This window comes from Streptomyces tritici (assembly GCF_048500665.1).
Taxonomy (GTDB): domain Bacteria; phylum Actinomycetota; class Actinomycetes; order Streptomycetales; family Streptomycetaceae; genus Streptomyces; species Streptomyces tritici.
The window spans coordinates 4,134,660-4,157,788 of record NZ_CP183183.1; the positions used below are offsets into that span (position 1 = coordinate 4,134,660).

Genomic DNA, 23,129 nt, shown 5'->3' on the forward strand with positions numbered 1-23,129 from the left:
AGCGAGGGGCCGGCGACAGCCCCGCGCCGTCCGGTCGGGTGAGCCGGTTCCCCGGTTCGGCCGCGCTACGGCTCGCCCGGCGCGGGTCGCCGCTCGCCCGGCACGGCTCTCGCCGCGCGCCGTGCCGGTTCCCCGGTTCGGCCGCGCTACGGCTCGCCCGGCGCGGGTCGCCGCTCGCCCGGCACGGCTCTCGCCGCGCGCCGCCGGCGGGACGCGTAGGCCGCCCAGGCCGCGAGGCCGGCCAGGGTCAGGCCGCCGAAGGTCAGGGGCAGGGCGGTGTACCAGGGGGTGTGCCAGGCGCCCGCGGCGTCGCCGCCGTACAGGGCGGCGACGGTCAGCGCGGTCGCGCCGGCGAGGAGCCGGCCGGGGCGGAACTCATGACGCAGCACGGTCGACCTCCAGCTGTCCGATCCCCAGGTCCACCCGGAGCTCCAGGGTGCCGCCGGGCCGGACGCCGGCCGGCGGGGTGAGCGTGCGGCGGGCGGTGTGGCCGCCGCGGACGTCGATGTCCTCGGGGCTTTCGCCCGGCAGCTGCACGTCGGCGAGACCCGTCTCGGCGACCAGGTCGACGGTCACGTTCCGCGGCACGATCACCGTCAGCTTGCCCGCGCCCACGTCGGCGCCGGTGCGCAGCGTCGTTCCGGCGGGGACCGCGAGCCCGGACAGGTCGAGGGTGCCGACGCCGGAGCCCAGGTCGTACCGGGGCTGCACGGCGGTCACGGACGCGGGCTGCCAGGTGGTGCGGACCCAGCGGGTGCCGATGTCGGCGGGCAGCGCGGCCGCCGCGGCGAGCAGGCAGGCGGCGACGACCGTGACGAGGACGGTGCCGAAGCCGGTACGGCCGAGGAAGCTGCTGACGACCATCCCGAGGCCCAGCACGGCGACGGCGCAGACCAGGCCGATCTGCACGCTCACGCCGAGCGGCTGCGTCTCCCACGACAGGCCGGTGCCGAGTCCGCCGGCGACCAGCGCGAGCAGGAAGAACAGGCCGCCGATCGAGCGGGGCCCGCGCGCGGCGGCCGGACGGACGGCGGCGGGAACGCCCCAGGGACCGGGCGGCTCCGGGGTTTCGACGTCCCGCGGTTCGGTGTTCGCCGGGCCCCACAGGTAGCCGGTGGGCACCGGACCCGTCGAGCCGTCCTTGACGATCGGGTCCCGCCACCACGACGGGGCGTCCGCGAGCGGCGGGGCCTTCGTCTCCGGCGGCGCGGCCTGGGCGACGGCCTGCGCGGCCGCCGCCTCGCGCCCGTGGGCGGCGGGCTCGCCCGCGGCGACCTGGTGGCGGCGCTGCGACCAGACGGCCGCGCCGCTGACCGCGAGCGACAGCATCATGGCGAAGGCGAGCGTGCCGCCGTTGCGGCTCATCGCGAGGAACAGGCCGCTGCCGATCAGCGCCGTCATGACCGCGCTCAGCGAGGCCCCGTCGACCCGGCCGGTCAGCAGCCGGCGGGCCTCGTTCTCCTCCTCGCCGTCCAGGGGGAGCGCCAGCCAGGCGAAGCCGTAGAAGATCAGTCCGACGCCCCCGGCGACCGACAGCACGCCGACGGCGATCCGGAAGATCACCGGGTCCATGTCGAAGTGCCGCCCCAGGCCGCCGCAGACCCCGGCCACGACCTTCTGCCGCCGCGTCCGGCGCAGCGGCGGGACGCCGGGCGGAGCGGCCTCGCCCGCCGGGGCGGGGGAGGGCGGCGGCGCCTCCCCGGGGGACTTCGAACGCGTCATGGGTCCATGGTGCGGGCCGTCGCGACCCGGCGGCACCGGGACCGACCCTGGACCGTCCCTGATATTGCGGCGGCGATGTCGCGGCGGCGGCATGGGACCGCGGCAGGACCCGGGATCCGGGCGCTCTCAGGGCCGACCCTGATGTCCGGGGCCGTGCGGGCGTGTGACGATCGTGGCATGCCCGTTGCCGCCCGCCCGGCCGATCGCCCGCACGACCGGCTCACCGACCTCGACGAACCGCCGCCGCGCAAGCTCTACCGGAGCGCGGAAGGCCGGATGCTCGGCGGAGTGGCGCGCGGTCTCGCCGGGCACCTCGGGCTGCCCGTGATCTGGGTGCGGTTCGTGTTCCTGGCGCTGTTCTTCGCCGACGGGCTCGGCTCCCTGCTGTACGCGGTGTTCTGGATCGTCGTCCCGCTGGGCGTCGGCGGCCGGGCCCCCGAGCCGCGCTCGCTCTTCGAGACCACCCCGGACGGCCGGCGGCGGCTGCGCAAGCCCGACAAGGGACAGGTCTTCGCGCTGGTCGCCCTCGCGGTCGGGGCCGCCGTCTTCGTCGCCAACGTCGACGTCGGCGGCCGCGCCGACCGCTACATCTGGCCGCTGCTGCTCGTCGGCCTCGGCCTGATCCTGGTCTGGCGGCAGGCGGACAACGCCCGGCGGGCCAGCTGGACCGCCACCGGCGGCCGCCGGCGCACCCTGCAGCTCGCCCGCGCCCTGGCCGGCGTGGGCCTGGTGGGCCTCGGCCTGACGGCCTTCGTGGTCGGGCGGGCCTCCGCGGCCCAGCTCGGCACGGCCGTCACAGCCGCGATCGCCGTGCTCGCCGGGATCGCGCTGCTCGCCGGGCCCTGGCTGGTCCGGATGACGCAGGACCTCTCCGAGGAGCGGACCATGCGCATCCGCGCGCAGGAGCGGGCCGAGGTCGCCGCGCACGTCCACGACTCCGTGCTGCACACGCTGACCCTGATCCAGCGCAGCGCCGACGACCCGGGCGAGGTGCGCCGGCTGGCCCGCGCCCAGGAGCGGGAGCTGCGGAACTGGCTCTACAAGCCGCAGGGCACCGGCCAGGAGGAGGACGAGACCCCCGAGACCCTCGCCGAGGCGGTGAAGAAGGCGGCGGCCGAGGTCGAGGACAAGCACGGTGTGCCGCTGGAGGTCGTGGTGGTCGGCGACTGCCCGCTGGACGAGAGACTGGCGGCCCAGATGCAGGCCGCGCGCGAGGCCATGGTGAACGCCGCGAAGTACGGTGGCGGGGGCGGGGCGGTGCAGGTGTACGCCGAGGTCGAGGGCCGCACGGTGTTCGTCTCGGTACGGGACCGGGGGCCGGGCTTCGACCTCGACGAGGTGCCCGGCGACCGGATGGGCGTACGAGAATCGATCATCGGCCGGATGCAGCGCAACGGCGGGACGGCCCGGGTGCGTTCGGCCCCGGGCGAGGGCACCGAGGTGGAACTCGAGATGGAGAGGGCGGACGGATGACCGAGGAGAGCACCGGCGGCACGGACGCGCGGCGCGTACGGGTCGTGCTCGTCGACGACCACCGGATGTTCCGCGCCGGGGTGCAGGCCGAGATCGGGCGGACCGAGGAGACCGGCGTCGAGGTGGTCGGCGAGGCCGCGGACGTCGACCAGGCCGTCACCGTGATCACCGCGACCCGCCCCGAGGTGGTGCTCCTCGACGTGCACCTGCCCGGCGGCGGCGGGGTGGAGGTGCTGCGGCGCTGCGCGAGTCTGATGACCGCGCCCGACCGTCCGGTGCGGTTCCTCGCCCTGTCGGTCTCGGACGCGGCCGAGGACGTGATCGGCGTGATCCGGGGCGGGGCGCGCGGGTACGTCACGAAGACGATCACCGGCGCGGACCTGGTCGACTCGATCTTCCGGGTGCAGGAGGGCGACGCGGTGTTCTCGCCGCGCCTCGCCGGCTTCGTCCTGGACGCCTTCGCCTCGACGGACGCGCCCCCGGTGGACGAGGACCTGGACCGGCTGACCCAGCGGGAGCGCGAGGTGCTGCGGCTGATCGCCCGCGGCTACGCGTACAAGGAGATCGCCAAGCAGCTGTTCATCTCGGTGAAGACCGTCGAGTCGCACGTCTCGGCGGTGCTGCGCAAGCTGCAGCTGTCCAACCGGCACGAGCTGACCCGCTGGGCGACCGCCCGCCGCCTGGTCTGACCGCCCGGCGCGACGGCTCAGTCCCGGGCCGCGTCGAGGCGGCGGCGGGCGTCGTCCCAGTCGACCGGCAGGCGATCGACCGGGGCCTCCCAGAACGTGAAGGTCGAGTCGCGCATGGTGGAGCGCAGCCCGTTCATGATGCTGCGGTGCGGTTCGGCGCGGGCGTAGGCGTACAGCGCGTCCCGGTCCTCCCAGGCGGACAGGGTGAGGAAGGTGCGCGCGAGCGGCCGGGCGACCAGGGAGGCTCCCAGGGCGCCCGGCGCGCGGCGGACCTGGCGCCAGGCGGCCAGGGACTTCAGCAGGAAGCGCGGCACGTCCTTGAGCGAGCGCACCTCGAAGCGGGAGGCCATGACGTACGCGTGCGTGGTGCCGGGCCGGGGCGGGTTCGGGGCGGTCCAGGGGAGGGTGGGCATGGTGATGTACCTTCTCCGTCGCGTGGTTGGGGAGTGGCACTATCCATAGTAGTGAGTGCCACTATCCATAACAATCCCCGTTGCCCCGTTGTCCGCGCTCGGTCCGGTGGTCCGCGCTCGGTTCGGCGGACCGCCCTCGTCCGGCCGCCGTGGGCTCAGCCCACGCGGGTGGCCCCCGCGAACGGCATCTGGTCGATCGGCGCGATCCGGACCGGCGCCCCCGGCCGGGGCGCGTGGATCATCTGGCCGCCGCCGATGTAGAGCCCCACATGGCTGATCCCGGAGTAGAAGAACACCAGGTCGCCCGGTGCCAGCTGCGAGCGGGAGACCCGCTGCCCGGCGTTGATCTGGGTGTACGTCGTGCGCGGCAGCGAGACGCCCGCGGAGCGCCACGCGGCCTGGGTGAGCCCGGAGCAGTCGTATGCGTTCGGACCCGTCGCGCCCCAGACGTACGGCTTGCCGATCGCCCCGTACGCGAAGGCCACCGCCTGCGCGGCCCGCGGGTTCGGGGCCTGCACCGAGCCCCGCGGCAGCGTGCGGTCGGCCCGGCCGGCGGCGGTCCCGGCCTGCCTGCCGTCGCGGCCGGCGATCCCTTCCTCGTACGCCCGGCGCTGTTCGGCGGTGAGCCGGGCCAGCAGGGTCCGGGCGGCGGAGAGCTTGCTCTGCACGGTGCTCTTGTGGCGGGCCAGCGCCGTCTCGTGCCGCTTCAGCTCGGCCAGCTTGCCCGTCGACTCGGCGCGCAGCCGGCCGATCTCGGTGAGCTCCCGCCGCACCGACGCGATGGCGACGGCCTGCCGCCGGCCCACGTGCTCGGCGAGCGCGGCCCGCTCCAGGTACTCGTCCGGGTCCGAGCTGAGTGCCAGCTGCACGGCCGGGTCGAGCCCGCCGGAACGGTACTGTGCGGCCGCCGCCGAACCGAGCGCCGTACGGGCGCTGTTGAGGCGGGCGGTCCGGCGGGCGGCCTCGTCGCGCAGGCCGTCGAGCGCGCGGCGGGCCTCGTCCGCCTCCTCCTTCGCGCCGTTGTACCGCTCGGTGGCCTCCTCGGCCTCCCGGTGGAGCCGGTCGACCTCGGCCTTGACCGCACCCGGCGTCGGCCGGGGCTCGGCGTGGCCCGAGCCGTCCAGGACCGTCGCGGTCGCCGCTCCGGCGAGGGCGAGGGTGGCGGCGGTGCGGCCGCCGAGGGGGCGCTGCTTGGGTTTTCGGTGCGCTGCCACGAGGGCGGTCACATCCTTTTCCTGCGGGGGGAGTTCGCTTGCTCGGCTCCCGGCTGCGAAGGACGCTAAACCTGGCGGACACGAGGCAGCGGCGCGTTGACCGCTATTGGCGTCGGATGTCGGAGCCGGACCGGATGCGTTCGGTCCGGGCCCCCTCAGGCCGCTGCAAATGCCCGGATAGGCTCCGGCCCATGGACGTACTCATCAATGTCTTCGTGGCTCTGCACATCATCGGCATCGCCTCCCTGCTGGGCGGGTTCCTGTCCCAGATGAAGGCGATGGGCGCGGGCACGGCCCGGTTCGTGCCGGGGATGCTGCACGGCGCCCTGACCATGCTGGTCACCGGCATGATCCTGGTCGGCCTGAACCAGGCGGACGACCAGACGGTGAACAACATCAAGATCGCGGTCAAGCTGGCCGTGCTGGTGGTGATCCTCGGCCTCGTCTACGTGAAGCGCGACGAGGAGTCGGTGGGCAAGGGCCCGTTCGTCGCGGTGGGCGCGCTCACGACGGCGAACATCTTCATCGCGACGCTGTGGACGTGACACCGTGGACGTGACGGGGAAGCCGCGCCATCTCGTCGTCCACGACTACGGCATGGGCGCCGTCTGGTGGTGGGTCCGCGCCGAGTCCGCGCAGGCCGTGCTCGACGCGGTCGCCGAGGTCGAGGTGAGCACCCGCCCGGCCGCGCTGGAGTGGGCCGCGACGGCGGACCTGGAGGAGATCGACCTCGACGACCCCGGGCCCCACTCCCTCACCTCGTTCCTGGAGAAGCGCGCCGCCCAGCGCGCCCACCCGGCCTTCCCCGCCCTCGCGGGGCGGGAGCGGGTGTACCTGCGGGACGACGAGGACGAGGGGTGGGAGATCCTGATGGAGCTGGGGCCCGACGGTCGCACGGTCCGCCAGGTCGTCGTCGAGCCCGGTGCGGCGCCGCGGGCGGAGACCGAGGAGGACTGGCCCTTCAACGCGCCCTTCGACCTCTACGACCCTGCCCTCCTCCCCAAGGAGATCACCGCGGAGGACTTCGAGGCGGCCTGGCGGGCCGCCGGGGGTCAGGCCGGGCGGACGCTGCCGTAGATCGGCATGTAGTAGATGGACTCCTCGCGGACGAACGCCCCCGGCTTCGGGGCGTGGATCATCTTGCCGCCGCCTATGTAGATGCCGACGTGGCTGATGTCGTCGTAGAAGAAGACCAGGTCGCCCGGGAGCAGGTCCGCCGTCGCCACCCGGGTGCCGACCTTCACCTGGTCCCAGGTGGTGCGCGGCAGGTCCACGCCGGCGGCCTTCCACGCGGCCTGGGTCAGCCCCGAGCAGTCGTACGAGCTGGGGCCGGTGGCGCCCCACACGTACGGCTTGCCGATCTGCGCGCGGGCGAAGGCCAGCGCCTTCTCCGCCTTCGCCGCGTACGTGCCGTCACCCGTGCCGCTGCTCGGCGGCTCCGGCGTCGGTGCCGGGGTGGTGGGCTGCTGCTCCTGCTCGCGCGCCGCCTCCTCCTGCCGGCGGCGCTCCGCCTCGGCGGCCTCCTTGCGGGCCTGCTCCGCCGCCTTGCGGCGGGCCTCGGCCACGCGCTCGCGCTCCAGGGCGGCGAGCCGGGCCTTCTCCTCGGCGGTCAGCCGGGACAGCAGTGCCCGGGCCTCGGCCAGCTTGTCCTGCACGGCCTGCTTGCTGGTGCGCAGCGCCTTCTGGGACTCGGTGAGCGACTGCAGGCTCTTCGTCGCCTCGGCGCGCTGCTTCGCCGCGGCGGCGCGCTCCGTCTCGTACGCGCCGACGACGCTGCGCTGCCGCGCGGTCATCCGGTCCATCAGCTGGGTCTGGTCGAAGTACGACTGCGGGCTGTCCGCGAAGATCAGCGCGGCGGTCGGGCTGAGCGCCCCGGTCCGGTACTGCGCCGCCGCGTAGGTGCCCAGCGCCTGCCGGGTCTCGTTGATCGACTCCGTGCGCTTCGCGGCCTCGTCGAGCATGGTCTGCACCTTGCGGCGCTGCTTGTCCGTCGACTCCTTGGCGCGGTTGTACTCCTGCGTCGCCGTGCCGGCCTGCCGGTAGAGATCGTCGACCTTCTTCTGCACCTCCTCCACCGTCGGCTTCGGCGGCGCGGGGGCGGCGCCGGCGCTCTGCCCGGACAGGAGGGTGACTCCGGCGAGCGCGGCGGTGGTGACGCCGACGGCCGGGGAGGTCGGACGGGTGCTGCGCGGCTTGCGGTGGGATGCCAAGGCCGGCATCTCCTTCCCGTGGGGGAACGGAGGAGCCCCGGTGGAGAAACGCGGGGCGCGGGCTGTTGGGCGAGCACGCTAGCCAACCCCCGGTGCCGGTGGGAAGGTTGGTGCCAGATATGTCCGATACATTTTCGTGACCTGATGCGGAGCTTCACCCTCCGTATGTCTCCGGTGACCCCATGGCCCGGAAGGCGGGGCGGGCTGTCGGCGCGGCGGCCTAGACTCGTTAAGCGATGAGCAGCCTCTTTGACGACAGCTTCCTGGCGAGCCTCCAGAACCACTCGGAGGAGCCCCCGCCCCCGCCCGAGGACCACGAGCACGGTGCCCCGGGCGGGGAGGAGGTCCCGCACGACCTCTTCGGGGACCACTTCCACGCGCCCCCGGCCGGACGGGACGCGCACTACCGCGACGGCGCACCCCGGCCCGTCGTGGACCCCGCCGCGCTCCTGGACGGGCTGAACGAGCAGCAGCGCGCCGCCGTCGTCCACACCGGCGCCCCGCTGCTCATCGTCGCGGGCGCCGGCTCCGGCAAGACGCGCGTGCTCACGCACCGCATCGCCCACCTCCTGGCCACGCGGCACGTGCACCCCGGCCAGATACTGGCGATCACCTTCACCAACAAGGCCGCGGGCGAGATGAAGGAGCGCGTCGAGCAGCTCGTCGGCCCCCGCGCCAACGCCATGTGGGTCTCCACCTTCCACAGCGCCTGCGTCCGCATCCTGCGCCGCGAGAGCAAGAAGCTCGGCTTCACGTCCTCGTTCTCGATCTACGACGCCGCCGACTCCAAGCGCCTGATGGCGCTGGTCTGCCGCGATCTGGACCTGGACCCCAAGCGCTTCCCGCCGAAGTCCTTCAGCGCCAAGATCAGCAACCTGAAGAACGAGCTGATCGACGAGGAGACCTTCGCCGACCAGGCTGCCGACGGCTTCGAGAAGACGCTCGCCGAGGCGTACCGGATGTACCAGGCGCGGCTGCGCGAGGCCAACGCGCTGGACTTCGACGACATCATCATGACGACGGTGCACCTGCTCCAGGCGTTCCCGGACGTCGCCGAGCACTACCGCCGCCGCTTCCGCCACGTCCTCGTCGACGAGTACCAGGACACCAACCACGCCCAGTACACCCTGGTGCGCGAGCTGGTCGGCGAGGGCTACGAGGACCTCCCCCCGGCCGAGCTGTGCGTGGTGGGCGACGCCGACCAGTCGATCTACGCCTTCCGCGGCGCGACGATCCGCAACATCCTCCAGTTCGAGGAGGACTACCCGGACGCCACCACGATCCTCCTGGAGCAGAACTACCGCTCCACGCAGACGATCCTGTCCGCAGCCAACGCCGTCATCGAGCGCAACGAGTCCCGCCGGCCGAAGAACCTGTGGACCAACGCGGGCGCCGGCGCGCAGATCACGGGCTACGTCGCCGACACCGAGCACGACGAGGCGCAGTTCGTCGCCGACGAGATCGACCGGCTCACCGACGCCGGCGAGGCGAAGGCGGGCGACGTCGCGGTCTTCTACCGGACCAACGCCCAGTCCCGTGTCTTCGAGGAGATCTTCATCCGCGTCGGCCTGCCCTACAAGGTCGTCGGCGGCGTCCGCTTCTACGAGCGCAAGGAGGTCCGGGACGTCCTGGCCTACCTGCGCGTCCTCGCCAACCCCGAGGACAACGTGCCGCTGCGCCGCATCCTCAACGTGCCCAAGCGCGGCATCGGCGAGCGCGCCGAGGCGATGATCGACGCCCTCGCGCTGCGCGAGAAGATCACCTTCCCGCAGGCGCTGAAGCGCGTCGACGAGGCGTACGGGATGGCCGCCCGCTCGGCCAACGCGGTCAAGCGGTTCAACACGCTCATGGAGGAGCTGCGGACCGTCGTCGAGTCCGGCGCGGGCCCGGCCGTCGTCCTGGAGGCCGTCCTGGAGCGCACCGGCTACCTCGCCGAGCTCCAGGCGTCCACCGACCCGCAGGACGAGACCCGCATCGAGAACCTCCAGGAACTCGCCGCCGTGGCCCTGGAGTTCGAGCAGGAGCGCGGGGAGGGCGAAGGGGCCGGCACGCTCGCCGAGTTCCTGGAGCAGGTCGCCCTGGTCGCCGACTCGGACCAGATCCCGGACGAGGACGAGGACGGCTCGGGCGTCATCACGCTGATGACCCTCCACACGGCCAAGGGTCTGGAGTTCCCGGTGGTCTTCCTCACCGGCATGGAGGACGGCGTCTTCCCGCACATGCGCGCCCTCGGCCAGACCAAGGAGCTGGAGGAGGAGCGGCGGCTCGCGTACGTGGGCATCACGCGCGCCCGCGAGCGGCTGTACCTGACCCGGTCCGCGATGCGCAGCGCCTGGGGCCAGCCCTCGTACAACCCGGCCTCGCGGTTCCTGGAGGAGATCCCGGCGACCTACCTGGAGTGGAAGCGGACCGGCTCGATGGCCAAGCCCGCCGGCCCGGTCTCCGGGATCGCCGCCACGCTCTCCTCGTCGCGCTCCCGCGGTGGGCCGTCCGGCTTCGCCACCAGCCGGGCGACGGGCGGCAAGCCGGTGCTCGCGCTGCAGATCGGCGACCGCGTCACGCACGACCAGTTCGGGCTCGGCACGGTCGTGGCGGTGAAGGGCTCCGGCTCGGACGCGCAGGCGCAGATCGACTTCGGCGGCGACAAGCCCAAGTGGCTTCTGCTGCGGTACGCCCCGGTGGAGAAGCTGTAGGGCTCCGGACGTGCGGAAAGGGCCCCGGCCGTCTGGCGGCCGGGGCCCTTTCGTGCGTTTCTCGGTCGGGGCGGGTCAGCCGACCGGGTTGAGACCGTGGCTCATCAGCCAGGCGAGCGGGTCGATGGTGGACCCGCCGCCCGGCCGGACCTCGAAGTGGAGGTGCGGGCCGGTCGAGTTGCCCGAGTTGCCCGAGTACGCGATCACGTCGCCGGCCTTGACCTTGCCGGAGCGGATCTTGGTGGTGCTGAGGTGGCAGTACCAGGTCTCCGTGCCGTCCTTGGCGGTCACGATGGCCATGTTGCCGTAGGCGCTGTTCCACTGGGTGCGGACGGTGCCGTCCGTCGCCGCCATCACGGGCGTGCCGTACTGGACGGGGAAGTCGATGCCGGTGTGCATGGACATCCAGTTGACGCCGGACTGGCCGTAGCGCGCGCTGAGCTGGTGCAGCTTCACCGGAAGCATGAACTTGGGGCGCATGGCCTCGCGGCGTGCGGCCTCCTCCTCGCGCTTCTTCTTCTCCGCCTCCTGGCGCGCCTTCAGGTCGAGGCGCTCCTGGGTGCGGCTGGCGCGGTCGCCGAAGTCGCGGGCGTCCGCGCTGAGCGCGGCGAGCTGCGTGTCGAGCCGGGTGTTCGCGGCGACCTGCTGCACGGAGGACGGGTCGGCGGCGGCCAGCGAGGTGGTGTCGTCCGGTTTCTCGGCGGTGTCGGTGAGCCCGCTGACCGAGGCGGCGGCGATGCCGGCCACGCCCATGACGCAGGCCGAGGGAACGGCGACGGTCAGCAGCGCGGAACGCTTGGCGGGGGTGCGGCGCCGGCCGCGGCTGCCGCCGCCGGCGCGGCGCGCGGGGCGGGCCTCGACGCGGGACTCCGGGAGCTCGACGCGGGGCGCGATCATGGTCTCGGCGGAGTGCACGGAGTCGGCGTCGGCAGCGGCTGCCGGGACGTCGGGGGTCTCCGGGGCGTCCGGCGCGTAGGGGCTCGCGTCGTACGCGTGCTCCTGGCCGTACGTCTCGTCCTGGCCGTACGTCTCGGTGTGGCCGTACGCGTCGTCCCGGTGGTACGTCTCGTCCTGGCCGTAGGTGTCGCCGTGGCCGTACTCCAGGACCTCGAACTCGGCCGCGGAGTCGGCGGCCTCCGCCTGCGGGTGCCCGGGGGCGGCGTCGTAGGCGGCGGAGTACGCGTAGCCGTAGTCGGGGGCCGTGTCGTGCTCGGGCACGTACTGCTCGGGGACGACCGGCTCGGCGTGCGCGGCGGTGTCCGGCGCGGCGTGGTTCCAGGCGGTGGCGTCGTACGCGCCGGTGTCATAACCGGTGGCGCCGGTCCACTGGGCGGTGGCATCGTACGAGGCGAACTGCGTCGCGTCCCACTGGCCGGTCTGCTGCTGCGCGGTCTGGGCCTGGTTCCAGGCGGAGGCGTCCCACTGACCGGTGGTGTCGTACTGCTGCTGTCCCGCGTGGGTGTCGTAGGTGGCGTAGCCGGAGGCGTCCCACTGCTGGGTCGCGCCGGAGTTCCACTGCGTGCTGTCGTACTGGCCGCTGTGCCCGGCGTCGTAGGCGTCGTGGCCGGGGAGGGCGCCGAACAGGGGATCGGTGGCGAAGCTGCCGGTCGTGTGGGCGTCGTCGCCGACATACCCGGCGTGGGGGTGCTGGTCGTTCACCAACTTCTCTCTCGCCTCGGCAGCAGGACCAGTCCGGGACGGAAACGACCGCGGGTGTCCCGGGGGTAAGCAGTGGCGCGACTGTACCCGGCGGTACGCGGGGCCGACAATCTTCGGCAGGTTTTGCCGCTGCGGGAAACGGGCAATCGGCCGCGTTTTGGCGCTCTGCGGGCAGAGCCTTGGCCTTGTGTTCGAGGAACGTTCGAAGAACAGTCACAAAATGACGAGGTGTCAGGCGTCAGGGCCAGGCGTCAGGTGCCGGCCGTCAGCCGTCAGCCGTCAGGCGACGGAGCAGGTGCCGTCGCCGCTGCGGTCCGTGGTCTCCTCCGCGACGCTCAGCCCGTCGGAGGCGAGCGCCTGCCGGATGCCGGCGGCGACGGTCGGGTGGACCGGAAGCGCGAGATGGCCGATCCCGCTCACGCGCACGTTGTGCACCTGGAGGTCCGGGTGGTCGAGCCGGGCGGTCTCGACCGGGATCATGATCCGGTCCAGGTCGCTCCAGAAGCTGACGAACCGGGTGCGGCAGCCCGGCGCGGGCTCGGCGAGCTCGCCGAGGACGGCGGAGCCGGGGCGCATCTGCCGGATCAGGGGGTGTGCGTCGCCCAGTGGCGCGGCGACGGTGGTGCCGGAGTGCGGGGTGCCGAGGGTGACCAGGGTGCGGACCCGGGCGTCACCGCCGAGCCGCTGGACGTAATGACGGGCGATGAGCCCGCCGAGGCTGTGCCCGACCAGGTCGACCTGGTCCTGACCGGTGCGGGCGCGGATGGCGTCCACGTGGCGGCCGAGGAGTTCCGCGGCGGCGCGGAGGTCGCAGGTGAGCGGGGAGTAGTTGAGCGCCTCGATGTGCCGCCAGCCGTGGCGGGCGAGGGAACGGCGCAGGAGCACGAAGACGGAGCGGTTGTCGACGAAGCCGTGCAGGAGGACGACGGGGCGCCGCGGCGGGCCGATGCCGGCGGGCGGGCCCTCGACGGGGTCGGGGTCCTGGTTGCGCTCGGGGACGAGGCCGGAGGGGTAGAGGAGCAGGTGCCCGGAGAGAACGGCCAGCTCCAGGACGCCGGCCTTGAGCGCCGGGGAGAGCCGGCCGAGCTGCTCACCGAGCCGCCCGAGCTGGGCGATCTGGGTGAGCTGCTGGCCCAGCGGGTTGAGCAGGGGGTTGAGCTGTCCGAGCCGACTGAACGATCCGAGCTGCCGGATGTCCGTGAGCTGCCGGATGTCCGTGAACTCCATCGCCGCCACCTCCCGACCGGGGCGCGGGGGAGCGATCGGGGGTGCATGCACCTCACGCAGCCCCGGGCGGCTCCCTTGCGACCGACCCGGGTGCGGTTCACACGGGGTGCGGCGCAGAGCGAACAATGTCCCACGTGTGATTTCCCCCTCGCTCGCCACCGCGAAACGGCCCGGTGCGGGATGCTGACCGATAACGTTCGTTCACCTCCCCGGCCTGTCAGGTGCGGGGGTCGCATGTGGAGGCAGTGATGGGTGTGACCGGTCCGATCCGCGTGGTGGTCGCCAAGCCGGGTCTCGACGGGCACGATCGCGGGGCCAAGGTCATCGCACGGGCGCTGCGCGACGCCGGTATGGAGGTCATCTACACCGGCCTGCACCAGACGCCGGAGCAGATCGTCGACACGGCCATCCAGGAGGACGCCGACGCGATCGGTCTGTCGATCCTCTCGGGCGCGCACAACACGCTCTTCGTGAAGGTCCTGGAGCTCCTGAAGGAGCGCGACGCGGAGGACATCAAGGTCTTCGGCGGCGGCATCATCCCGGACGCGGACATCGCGCCGCTGAAGGAGAAGGGCGTCGCGGAGATCTTCACGCCGGGAGCGACCACGGCGTCCATCGTCGACTGGGTCAACGCCAACGTCCGCGTGGCGGCGTAGCACCCGATTGCGCGCGACGGCATGTGATTGGTTGCCCCCCGTGGTCGGGTGACCGCGCGTGACCGCGACGCTGCCCACGTGACCGCGAGGACCGCGCTACCGCGCCACCCGCGCTACCGGGCCACCCGCGCTACCGGGCCACCCGCGCTACCGCGCCACCCGCGCTACCGCGCCACCCGCGCTACCGCGCGATCGGGCCGCAGCCGGGGGCGGGTGTGGCGGGTGGGTGCCGTCTGCGACATGCGGCGTCAGTGCGGCGGCGCGTGCGCCCCGCGCAGCGGGAGCCCCGGCACGCGCCGGCCGCCCCGTCGCGTGCCGGTTTCGCCGGTGGGTGTCAGGGTGGTGGTGGGGAGAGTTCCGCGTGCATCGCCGCGCGGACGCGCAGCGTCGAGACGAGGCGTTGGAAGGCCTCCGACCAGTAGCCCGCCGCGCCCGGCGCCGCGTCCTCGCCCTCCGCCACCAAGGTCGTCAGGGCCTCCAGGCGGCCCGCGGCCCCCGGGTCCAGGCAGCGCTCCGCCAGGCCCATCACGCCGCTGAAGCTCCACGGGTAGCTGCCCGCGTCCCGCGCGATGTCCAGGGCGTCGATCACCGCCCGTCCCAGCGGCTCCGCCCACGGCACGGCGCACACGCCGAGCAGCTGGAACGCCTCGGACAGCCCGTGCGCCGACACGAAGCCGGCGACCCACTCCGCACGCTCGTCCTCGCCCAGCGTGGCCAGCAGCTTCGCCCGCTCGGCCAGCGACGAGGTGCTGGGCGAGGCGAGCAGCGCCCGCGACCAGGCCGCGTCCCCCTGGCGCACCGCCGCCCGCGACCACGCCGCGTGCAGCTCCGGCTGCCAGTCGTCGCTGACCGGCAGGGCGACGATCTCCTCCGGGCTCCGGCCGCCGAGCCGGGCCGGCCAGCAGGACAGCGGCGCGTACTCCACGAGCTGGCCCAGCCACCAGGACCGCTCCCCGCGTCCCGGCGGCGGTACGGCCACCAGCCCGTCCCGCTGCATCGCCGCGTCGCATTCGTGCGGCGCCTCGACGACGATGCTCACGCCGTCACCCGAACGGTCCAACGCGACGCAGGACGCCGCCCGGTCCGCCATCCGCGCGGCCAGCGCCGAGGCGGGCAGCGCGGACAGCAGCTCGGCCGCGGTGGAGCGGACGTTCCGGCTTCGGTCGGTCAGGGCCGTCTCCAGGAACGCCTCGTCCGCGTCCGAGAGCCCGGCCCGCAGCGAGTCGAGGAACATCAGCCGGTCCTCCGCCCGCTCCGCCGCCCACGTCCCGGCAAGCAGCTCCCGCCCTGCGGCGGGGTCCGCGGACCGTACGGCGGCGAGCAGCGCGACCCGCTCCGCGAACAGCCCCTCGTCCCACAGCCGCCGAACGGCCTCGTGGTCGTCGGGCGGCGGCAGCGCCGCGCCCCCGGCGGCGCCGCGCAGCGCGAACCGCCACTCGGGGTTCTGCCGGGCCAGCCACAGCCCGCGCGGCCCGGCGAAGGCGAGCGCGGCCGGCCGCAGGTCGGTCCGGGCGCGGGCCGCGTCGAGCAGCGCCGGCAGCGCGGAGGCGGGGGCCCGGTAGCCGTACCGTCCGGCCGCCGCCAGCCACTGCGGCAGCAGCTCGGCGACGTCGGGCGCGGCTCCCCGCCGCCCCGCGGACGGTGCGGGCGCGGCTCGCCCGGCGAGCAGCTGGGCCAGCCGTCTGCGCGCCGCCGCGGGCAGCGGCGCCCGCTCGTCGTGCGGTGCGGGCTCCGGCGGCGTCACGGCCGCCCCCGCCCGGAGCCCCGCCCGCCGCCGCACCGTGTGCACGGCCGCCGCGTCCAGCACGGCCTCCGCCGCGGGCCCCCCGACCCGCCGCCCCGTCCCGAGCAGCGCCGAGGAGACCACCTCGTCCCAGCCGAGCAGCCCCTGCTCCACGACGTCGGCGACGCCCGTGCCGGGGGCTTCTGAGCGTGTCCTCGGCTCCTCTTCCATCAGGTCCTCCAGTCAGCGGGCGTCACGCGAGGGTGACGGTTTCCGTCGGGTCGTCGGGGGACCAGGCGGACAGGGGGGTGAAGCCCTCGTGGCCGCATTCGCCGAAGACGGTCACCGGGGCGCCCCCGGACAGGGCGGTCAGGGTCCACAGGCCGGGGCGGGCCAGCGCCGCCGGGGTGAGCGGCAGGGCGCCCGCCGCGTCCTGGAGCCCGCGGCCCGTGTCGGTGACCGCCGGGACCACCGCCGACAGGGTCGCCGGGACGGCGTCCAGCCAGGGGTCGTCCCGCAGCGCGCGGCCGTACGCGGCGATCGCCTCCGCCGTCGTGCCGCCGTCCGGGGGCCCCGCCGCCGGGACCGGCGGGCCGTGCTGTTCCCGCAGGTCCGCGCGGACCTGGGCGGCGCCGGGGTACCGGGCGAGTGTCGCGTCCAGGACCGTGCCCACCGGGAGGTCCAGTCCCGGGGCCCGGCCTGGCGGGCCGAACGACAGCAGCAGCGCCGTCCGGCCGGACTCCCGGCCGTACAGCCAGATCCGGCGGGCCGTCAGCTTCGCGTCGGACGTGTCGTACCGGGAGAGCACCTGCCACCGGTCGCGCACCGGCGGCCCCTCCGCCCGCGCGGTCAGCCCGACGCGCGTGCGCACCGTGGCCGCCAGCTCCGGCGGCAGCCGGTCCAGCGAAAGCCACGCCCGGTCGAGCAGATGCGTCAGCGCGCACTCCTCCAGGAGCCGTACCGGCCAGCCCGGCCCGGACCCCGGTATCGCCCCCAACTCCCGGACCCGCGCCGCCAGTCCGGGCGCCTGCGCGTCGACCATGCGGGCCGCCGTCTCCTCCCACAGCCCGTACCCGGCCTGCTCGGCCGACGCGAGCCCCCCGCGCACGAGGTCGGCCAGCCGCTGCTCCAACTCCCGCGCTCCCGCGTCGATCCGGGCCGCCCGGCGCTCGGCGCGCCGCCGCGCCGCCTCCGGGTCGGCCGGCCCGGCGGGCGGCCCGGCGCCCCCCGCGCCGACGCCGCCCGCCGTCCCCTCCTCCGTGCCGGCGCCGCCCCCCGCGGCCCCCTCCCGGCGGGCGGCGAGCCAGGCCTCCGCCCACTCCGGCACGTCCCCCTCCGTGACCGTCCCGTCGTCCGCCGCCCAGAGCAGCAGCAGTCCCAGCGCGTGCTTGCACGGGGACTTCGGGCTCGGGCAGTCGCAGACCGACGCCGGTCCGGTCAGGTCCACGACCGTCCCGTACGGCGCGCTGCCGCCGCCCTTGCACCGCCCCCACACCGCCGCTCCGGAGCAACCCGTCGCGGACCACGGCCCGGCCACGCCGAGTCGGCCCCCCGCGCTGCGTGACGTCTCGTCGGGCGCCAGCGACAGCACCTGCTCCGACGTCCACCGCACCCCCATGCGAACCCCCGTCCGACTCATGGGAACGACCGTACGCGGCCCCACTGACAATCGCCCCGACCTGCAACGACACTGCCGCGAGGGGCGGTTGTCAGTGGCGTGGTGCACCGTGGAGTCCACGTCGGTCCGAACGATCTGGAGGGGGAACCATGACCGTGCCCGGAACCACGACCAACCCGGGGAACGACGCCCTGCGACCGCACGCGGAGCACGCCTTCGCCGCCGAACTCGCCGCCCTGGCCGCCGCCGACGACCGTCCCCGCCCCGCCCGCTGGCGGCTCTCGCCGTGGGCCGTCGCCCGCTATCTCCTCGGCGGCACGCTGCCGGACGGGACGGTGATCACACCGAAGTACGTGGGGCCCCGGCGGATCGTCGAGGTCGCCGTCAGCACGCTCGCCACCGACCGGGCGCTGCTGCTGCTCGGCGTGCCCGGCACCGCGAAGACCTGGCTCTCCGAGCATCTCGCCGCGGCCGTCAGCGGCGACTCGACGCTGCTCGTCCAGGGCACGGCCGGCACGCCGGAGGAGGCGATCCGGTACGGCTGGAACTACGCGCAGCTGCTCGCGCACGGACCCAGCCGCGACGCGCTGGTGCCGAGTCCCGTCATGCGGGCCATGGCGGAGGGGGCGACCGCGCGGATCGAGGAGCTCACCCGCATCCCCGCGGACGTGCAGGACACGCTCATCACGATCCTGTCCGAGAAGACCCTGCCGATCCCCGAGCTGGGGGAGGAGGTGCAGGCCGTCCACGGCTTCAACCTGATCGCCACCGCCAACGACCGGGACCGGGGGGTCAACGAGCTGTCGAGCGCGCTGCGCCGCCGTTTCAACACGGTCGTCCTGCCGCTGCCCGCCACCGCCGAGGCCGAGGTCGACATCGTCACCCGGCGGGTGGGCCAGCTCGGCCGCTCCCTCGACCTGCCGGCCGTGCCGGACGGGGTGGACGAGATACGGCGCGTCGTCACGGTCTTCCGCGAACTGCGCGACGGGGTCACCGCGGACGGCCGCACGAAGCTCAAGTCCCCGTCGGGGACGCTGTCCACGGCCGAGGCGATCTCCGTCGTCACCGGCGGTCTCGCCCTCGCCGCCCACTTCGGCGACGGCGTGCTCCGCCCCGCGGACGTCGCCGCCGGGATCCTCGGCGCCGTCGTCCGCGACCCGGCGGCCGACCGGGTCGTCTGGCAGGAGTACCTGGAGACGGTGGTCCGCGAACGGGACGGCTGGAAGGACTTCTACCGGGCCTGCCGCGAGGTGAGCGCATGACGGGGACGACACGGACGGCCGGTGTGCGGGACGGCAAGGGGGAGGCTGCGGGCCCGCTGCTGCTCGGGGTGCGGCATCACGGGCCCGGGTCGGCGCGGGCCGTCCGGGCCGCTCTGACGGCGGCGCGGCCGGAGGCGGTGCTGATCGAGGGCCCTCCCGAGGGGAACGCGCTGCTGCCGCTCGCCGCGGACCCGGCGATGCGTCCGCCGGTCGCGCTGCTCGCCCACGCCGTGGACGACCCGGGGCGGGCCTCGTTCTGGCCGATGGCCGCGTTCTCGCCGGAGTGGGTGGCGCTGCGGTGGGCGCTGGAACACGGCGCGGCCGTACGGTTCTTCGACCTGCCCGCCGCCGCCACGCTCGCCCTGAACGCCGACCCGACCTGGGGTGACGGCGACGAGGAGGAACTGCACCCGCCCGATCCGGCGGCGGGACTGCGGGTCGACCCGCTCGCCGCGCTGGCCCGCACCGCCGGGCACGACGACCCCGAGCGCTGGTGGGAGGACGTGATCGAGCACCGCGGCGACGGGGACCCGTGCGCCCCGTTCGCGGCGGTCGCCGAGGCCATGGCCGTGCTGCGCGAGACGTACGGCGCGGGCGGCCACGGCCGCGACCTCGTGCGCGAGGCCCATATGCGGCTCGAACTGCGGGCGGCGCGGCGCGAGTTCGGCGACGACCGGGTCGCCGTGGTCTGCGGCGCCTGGCACGTGCCGGCGCTGCGCCGCCGTACCGCCGTCGCCGCCGACCGGGCCCTGCTCAAGGGCCTGCCCAAGGTACGGACGGAGACGACCTGGGTGCCCTGGACGCACCGCCGGCTCGCCCGCCGCTCCGGCTACGGCGCGGGCATCGACTCGCCCGGCTGGTACGGGCACCTGTTCGCCGTCCCCGACCGGCCCGTCGAGCGGTGGCTCACCAAGGTCGCCGGGCTCCTCCGCGAGGAGGACCGGCCGGTCTCGCCCGCCCATGTCATCGAGGCCGTCCGGCTCGCCGACACCCTGGCCGCCCTGCGCGGCCGGCCGCTCGCCGGGCTCGGCGAGACCACCGACGCCGTGCGGGCCGTGCTCTGCGAGGGCTCCGACGTGCCGCTCGCCCTCGTCCGGGACCGGCTCGTCGTCGGCGACGAGCTCGGCGAGGTCCCGGCCGGGGCGCCCGCCGTCCCCCTGCAGCGCGACCTCGAACGCCGGCAGCGCGCCCTGCGGCTCAGACCCGAGGCGCGGGAGCGCGAGCTGGAACTCGACCTGCGCAAGGACAACGACGCGGCCCGCAGCCGCCTGTTGCACCGGCTGCGGCTGCTCGGCGTCGACTGGGGCGTGCCGGCCGCCGGCCGCAGCGGGACGGGCACGTTCCGGGAGACGTGGCGGCTGCGCTGGGAGCCGGAGCTGCACGTCCGGGTCGCCGAGGCCGGCGTGTGGGGCACCACCGTGCACGACGCCGCGACCGCCCGCGCCGAGGCGCGGGCCGCGGCGGCCGGCGGGCTCGCCGGGATCACCGCCCTCGCCGAGCAGTGCCTGCTCGCCGGGCTCTCCGCCGCCCTGCCGGTCGTGATGCGCGCCCTCGCCGACCGGGCCGCGCTCGACGCCGACGTCGGCCATCTGGCGCAGGCCCTGCCCGCGCTCGCCCGCGCCCTGCGCTACGGCGACGTGCGCGGCACCGACACGGCCGCGCTCGCCGGGGTGGCCGCCGGGCTCGCCGAACGGATCTGCGTCGGGCTGCCGCCCGCCTGCGCCGGCCTCGACCACGACGCGGCGGGGGAGATGCGCGGCCACCTCGACGCGGTGCACACCGCGCTCGGTCTGCTGCCGGCCGACGCCGCGCGGGCCGAGCGCTGGACCGGGGTGCTGCGGCGCCTCGCCGGCCGGGACGCGGTCGCGGGGCTGATACGCGGCCGGGCCGTCCGGATCCTCCTCGACGACGGGCGGCTCGGCGACGACGAGACGGCCCGGCTCATGGGCCTGGCCCTGTCGCCGGGCGCCCCGCCGGGCGACGCGGCCGCGTGGCTGGAGGGCTTCGTCGGGGGCGCGAGCGGGGGAGGGCTGCTGCTCGTCCACGACGAGCGGCTGCTCGGGTTGGTCGACGCCTGGCTGGCGGGGGTCCCGCAGGACGCGTTCGGCGACGTACTGCCGCTGCTGCGGCGCACGTTCGGCGCGTACGAGCCGGCCGTCCGGCGCACCCTCGGCGAACTGGTCGCCCGCGGCCCCTCCGCCGCGGCGGCCCGCGTCCGCGCCGGCGTCCCCGGCTTCGCCGAGGCCCCGGACGAACGCCGCGCGAACGCGGTCCTGCCGGTCCTGCGGCTGCTGCTGGGGGAGGGCACGGCGAACACCGACCCGGCGACGGGGACGGATTCGGGCAGGGGAAGGGTCACGCCGACGGCGCGGGCCGTGCCGGCGGGGGAGATCACGGGGGTGGAGCGGTGAGCGGGGAGACGGGGCGCGACGAGCGGCTGCGGCGGTGGCGGCTGGTGCTCGGCGGGGGCGAGGCGGACGGCACGGGGTACGCCGTGACCGGCCGGGACGCGGCGATGGACGAGGCGCTGGGCGCGCTGTACGGGACGGCCCCCGAGCCGGGGGGACGGGCCCGGACGGCCGGGCTCGCCGCCTCCGCGCCCGCCGTGGCCCGCTGGCTCGGCGACATCCGGGAGTACTTCCCGAGTTCCGTCGTCCAGGTCATGCAGCGCGACGCCATCGACCGCCTCGGGCTCGCCACGCTGCTCCTGGAGCCGGAGATGCTGGCGGCCGTCGAGGCGGACGTGCACCTCGTCGGCACCCTGCTCTCGCTCAACAAGGCGATGCCCGAGACGACGCGCGAGACCGCGCGCGCCGTGGTCCGGAAGGTCGTCGCGGACCTGGAGCGGCGGCTCGCCGCCCGCACCCGGGCCACCGTCACCGGCGCGCTCGACCGTTCCGCGCGGGTCAGCAGGCCCCGGCACGGCGACATCGACTGGGACCGCACGATCCGGGCCAACCTGAAGCACTACCTGCCGGAGCACGGCACGGTGGTGCCGGAGCGGCTGATCGGGCACGGCCGTTCGGCCCGCGCGATGCGGAAGGACGTCGTGCTCTGCGTCGACCAGTCCGGCTCCATGGCGGCCTCCGTCGTGTACGCCGCGGTCTTCGGCGCGGTCCTCGCCTCGCTGCGCTCGCTCGACACCCGCCTGGTCGTCTTCGACACCGCCGTCGTCGATCTGACGGACCGCCTCGACGACCCTGTGGACGTGCTGTTCGGCACCCAGCTCGGCGGCGGCACGGACATCAACCGGGCGCTCGCGTACTGCCAGGAGCGGATCACCCGCCCCGCCGACACGGTCGTCGTGCTGATCAGCGACCTGTACGAGGGCGGCATCCGCGACGAGATGCTGAGGCGGGTCGCGGCCATGAAGGCGGCCGGAGTGCAGTTCGTCGCGCTCCTCGCGCTCTCCGACGAGGGGGCGCCGGCGTACGACCGGGAGCACGCGGCCGCGCTCGCGGCGCTCGGCGTGCCCTCGTTCGCCTGCACGCCGGACCTCTTCCCGGACGTGATGGCGGCGGCTCTGGAGAAACGGCCACTGCCCATACCGGACATGGTGGCCCATCAGTAACAGGGGACTTGCGTGACCGGGGGAGGCTCGTGCGAGCATCGGGCCGCATACGCCGGAACGCCCTGTTCCGCGCCCTCTCCCCTCCCGCCTCCGGAAGGCCCCGTGTCCCCCGCAGTCGCCGTGCCGCACACCGCCCCGCGCCCCGAGCGCGCCCGGGCGCTGCGCCGCGCCCTGGGAACCCTGGTGTTCCTGGGCGGACTGCTGGTGCTGGGCCTCGCCTTCGGCGGCCGGGCCGAGGCGGCGGAGTCCGTACCGGAGCGGCTCCTGGAGCAGACGTCCGCGAGCGCCGCCGGGACCGCGCGTGCCGTGGAGGACGCGGCCGGGGCCGTCGACGCGCCGGAACCGGCGCGGCGGACCGTGACGGTGACGGAGACGCCGACCGTGACCGACCCGGCGCGGGTCCTCGACGCCGCCGTGACGGCGGCCGAGCCGGTCGCCGCGCCCGTACGGGCGGGGGTGCGCGAGACGGTGGACGCCACGCTCGACCGGGCCGCCGGCGCGCCCGTCGTGGGCGACGTCGCCGGGACCGTGCGGGACGACGTCCGCGACCGGACGCCCGTGCCCCTGCCCGTACCGGTGTCCGTGCCGACCCCGGGCGAGGACGTCCTTCCGGAGCCCGCGGCCGGGCAGGCCGGCCCCGGGCCGGTGCTTCCCGTACCGCCCGCCGCGCGCCCGGCGACCGCGGACGCCGCCGAGGCGCTGCCCGCGCCCGTACGCCACCTGCTGCGCATCGAGCACGCGCCCGAGCCCGCCGCCACCGTGACCGCCCCGCGGTCCGCACCCGCCCCCGACCCCGCGCCCGTTCCTGCCCCCGGCCGGCCCTCCGGGGCCGTCGCGACGGGCCAGACCGGCGCGCCCCGCGGCGGCGACGAGCACGCGGCGACCCTGCCCGCGCGCACGCCGTGCGCCGGCCCGGTCCGGGGCACGACGCTGCCCGCGACCGTCGCCGCCCTTCCCGACCGCGCGGACGAGGTCCTCGAATTCCCCGGCTAGAGCAGG

Annotated in this window: 19 protein-coding genes; 10 read left to right on the forward strand and 9 right to left on the reverse strand. The window is 75.1% G+C overall.

Going from position 1 to position 23,129, the window contains the following annotated elements; translation table 11 throughout:
- Positions 1-146: 146 nt before the first annotated feature.
- Positions 147-389, reverse strand: a complete 243-nt coding sequence (locus tag ACNJ93_RS19300) for a hypothetical protein (RefSeq protein ID WP_418958638.1) — start codon at positions 387-389, stop codon at positions 147-149.
- Entirely contained in the window at positions 376-1,722 is a 1,347-nt protein-coding gene (locus tag ACNJ93_RS19305; protein WP_418958639.1) for a PspC domain-containing protein, read from the reverse strand. The genes ACNJ93_RS19300 and ACNJ93_RS19305 overlap by 14 nt, the downstream gene beginning before the upstream one ends.
- 177 nt (positions 1,723-1,899) lie before the next feature.
- Between ACNJ93_RS19305 and ACNJ93_RS19310 the strand changes: the two genes are divergently transcribed.
- On the forward strand, positions 1,900-3,195 hold the full coding sequence (locus ACNJ93_RS19310) for a PspC domain-containing protein (RefSeq protein WP_418958640.1): 1,296 nt from the start codon (positions 1,900-1,902) through the stop codon (positions 3,193-3,195).
- The gene (locus ACNJ93_RS19315; RefSeq protein WP_418958641.1) at positions 3,192-3,884 is read left to right on the forward strand and encodes a LuxR C-terminal-related transcriptional regulator; all 693 of its coding nucleotides are present in this window, start codon (positions 3,192-3,194) and stop codon (positions 3,882-3,884) included. Before ACNJ93_RS19310 ends, ACNJ93_RS19315 begins: the two co-directional genes overlap by 4 nt.
- Before the next feature lie 17 nt (positions 3,885-3,901).
- Here ACNJ93_RS19315 and ACNJ93_RS19320 read toward each other — a convergent pair whose 3' ends face one another.
- Together ACNJ93_RS19320 and ACNJ93_RS19325 are read right to left on the reverse strand one after the other, a co-directional pair.
- Positions 3,902-4,297 (reverse strand): DUF3291 domain-containing protein, encoded by a 396-nt coding sequence (locus tag ACNJ93_RS19320; protein WP_418958642.1) that lies wholly within the window; start codon positions 4,295-4,297, stop codon positions 3,902-3,904.
- Positions 4,298-4,452: 155 nt separating this feature from the next.
- Entirely contained in the window at positions 4,453-5,511 is a 1,059-nt protein-coding gene (locus ACNJ93_RS19325) for an NlpC/P60 family protein (RefSeq protein ID WP_418958643.1), read from the reverse strand.
- 191 nt (positions 5,512-5,702) lie between these two features.
- Between ACNJ93_RS19325 and ACNJ93_RS19330 the strand changes: the two genes are divergently transcribed.
- Positions 5,703-6,056: a hypothetical protein gene (locus ACNJ93_RS19330; protein WP_418958644.1), complete on the forward strand. Its 354-nt coding sequence runs from the start codon at positions 5,703-5,705 to the stop codon at positions 6,054-6,056.
- Positions 6,057-6,060: 4 nt separating this feature from the next.
- Positions 6,061-6,588: a hypothetical protein gene (locus ACNJ93_RS19335; protein ID WP_418958645.1), complete on the forward strand. Its 528-nt coding sequence runs from the start codon at positions 6,061-6,063 to the stop codon at positions 6,586-6,588.
- Here the strand turns inward: ACNJ93_RS19335 and ACNJ93_RS19340 are convergent.
- Positions 6,564-7,730, reverse strand: coding sequence for an NlpC/P60 family protein (locus tag ACNJ93_RS19340; protein WP_418958646.1), 1,167 nt, complete (start codon positions 7,728-7,730; stop codon positions 6,564-6,566). The two genes, ACNJ93_RS19335 and ACNJ93_RS19340, sit on opposite strands and share 25 nt — an antisense overlap.
- A 227-nt stretch (positions 7,731-7,957) precedes the next feature.
- Here ACNJ93_RS19340 and pcrA point away from each other — a divergent pair, with 227 nt between their 5' ends.
- Positions 7,958-10,414, forward strand: coding sequence for a DNA helicase PcrA (pcrA, locus tag ACNJ93_RS19345; RefSeq protein ID WP_418958647.1), 2,457 nt, complete (start codon positions 7,958-7,960; stop codon positions 10,412-10,414).
- Between the two features lie 75 nt (positions 10,415-10,489).
- On the opposite strand, the gene ACNJ93_RS19350 is transcribed toward pcrA, so the two are convergent.
- Both ACNJ93_RS19350 and ACNJ93_RS19355 read right to left on the reverse strand, forming a co-directional pair.
- Positions 10,490-12,073 carry a M23 family metallopeptidase gene (locus ACNJ93_RS19350; protein ID WP_418958648.1) on the reverse strand — a complete coding sequence of 528 codons (1,584 nt, stop codon included), beginning with the start codon at positions 12,071-12,073 and terminating at the stop codon, positions 10,490-10,492.
- A gap of 279 nt (positions 12,074-12,352) precedes the next feature.
- Complete coding sequence (locus tag ACNJ93_RS19355) at positions 12,353-13,300, reverse strand: esterase/lipase family protein (protein WP_418958649.1); 948 nt, start codon at positions 13,298-13,300, stop codon at positions 12,353-12,355.
- 248 nt (positions 13,301-13,548) lie between these two features.
- Between ACNJ93_RS19355 and ACNJ93_RS19360 the strand changes: the two genes are divergently transcribed.
- Positions 13,549-13,956, forward strand: a complete 408-nt coding sequence (locus tag ACNJ93_RS19360; protein ID WP_158989561.1) for a cobalamin B12-binding domain-containing protein — start codon at positions 13,549-13,551, stop codon at positions 13,954-13,956.
- 334 nt (positions 13,957-14,290) lie between these two features.
- On the opposite strand, the gene ACNJ93_RS19365 is transcribed toward ACNJ93_RS19360, so the two are convergent.
- Positions 14,291-15,910, reverse strand: coding sequence for a DUF5691 domain-containing protein (locus tag ACNJ93_RS19365; RefSeq protein WP_418958650.1), 1,620 nt, complete (start codon positions 15,908-15,910; stop codon positions 14,291-14,293).
- 22 nt (positions 15,911-15,932) lie between these two features.
- Entirely contained in the window at positions 15,933-17,318 is a 1,386-nt protein-coding gene (locus ACNJ93_RS19370; RefSeq protein ID WP_418958651.1) for an SWIM zinc finger family protein, read from the reverse strand.
- A gap of 128 nt (positions 17,319-17,446) precedes the next feature.
- Between ACNJ93_RS19370 and ACNJ93_RS19375 the strand changes: the two genes are divergently transcribed.
- The 4 genes from ACNJ93_RS19375 to ACNJ93_RS19390 all read left to right on the forward strand — a co-directional run bounded on the left by ACNJ93_RS19375 (position 17,447) and on the right by ACNJ93_RS19390 (position 23,123).
- On the forward strand, positions 17,447-18,559 hold the full coding sequence (locus ACNJ93_RS19375) for an ATP-binding protein (RefSeq protein ID WP_418958652.1): 1,113 nt from the start codon (positions 17,447-17,449) through the stop codon (positions 18,557-18,559).
- Positions 18,556-20,970 (forward strand): DUF5682 family protein, encoded by a 2,415-nt coding sequence (locus ACNJ93_RS19380; RefSeq protein ID WP_418958653.1) that lies wholly within the window; start codon positions 18,556-18,558, stop codon positions 20,968-20,970. The genes ACNJ93_RS19375 and ACNJ93_RS19380 overlap by 4 nt, the downstream gene beginning before the upstream one ends.
- Positions 20,967-22,130, forward strand: a complete 1,164-nt coding sequence (locus ACNJ93_RS19385; RefSeq protein WP_418958654.1) for a VWA domain-containing protein — start codon at positions 20,967-20,969, stop codon at positions 22,128-22,130. Before ACNJ93_RS19380 ends, ACNJ93_RS19385 begins: the two co-directional genes overlap by 4 nt.
- Positions 22,131-22,232: 102 nt before the next feature.
- Positions 22,233-23,123, forward strand: coding sequence for a hypothetical protein (locus ACNJ93_RS19390; protein WP_418958655.1), 891 nt, complete (start codon positions 22,233-22,235; stop codon positions 23,121-23,123).
- The last annotated feature ends 6 nt before the right edge of the window (positions 23,124-23,129 follow it).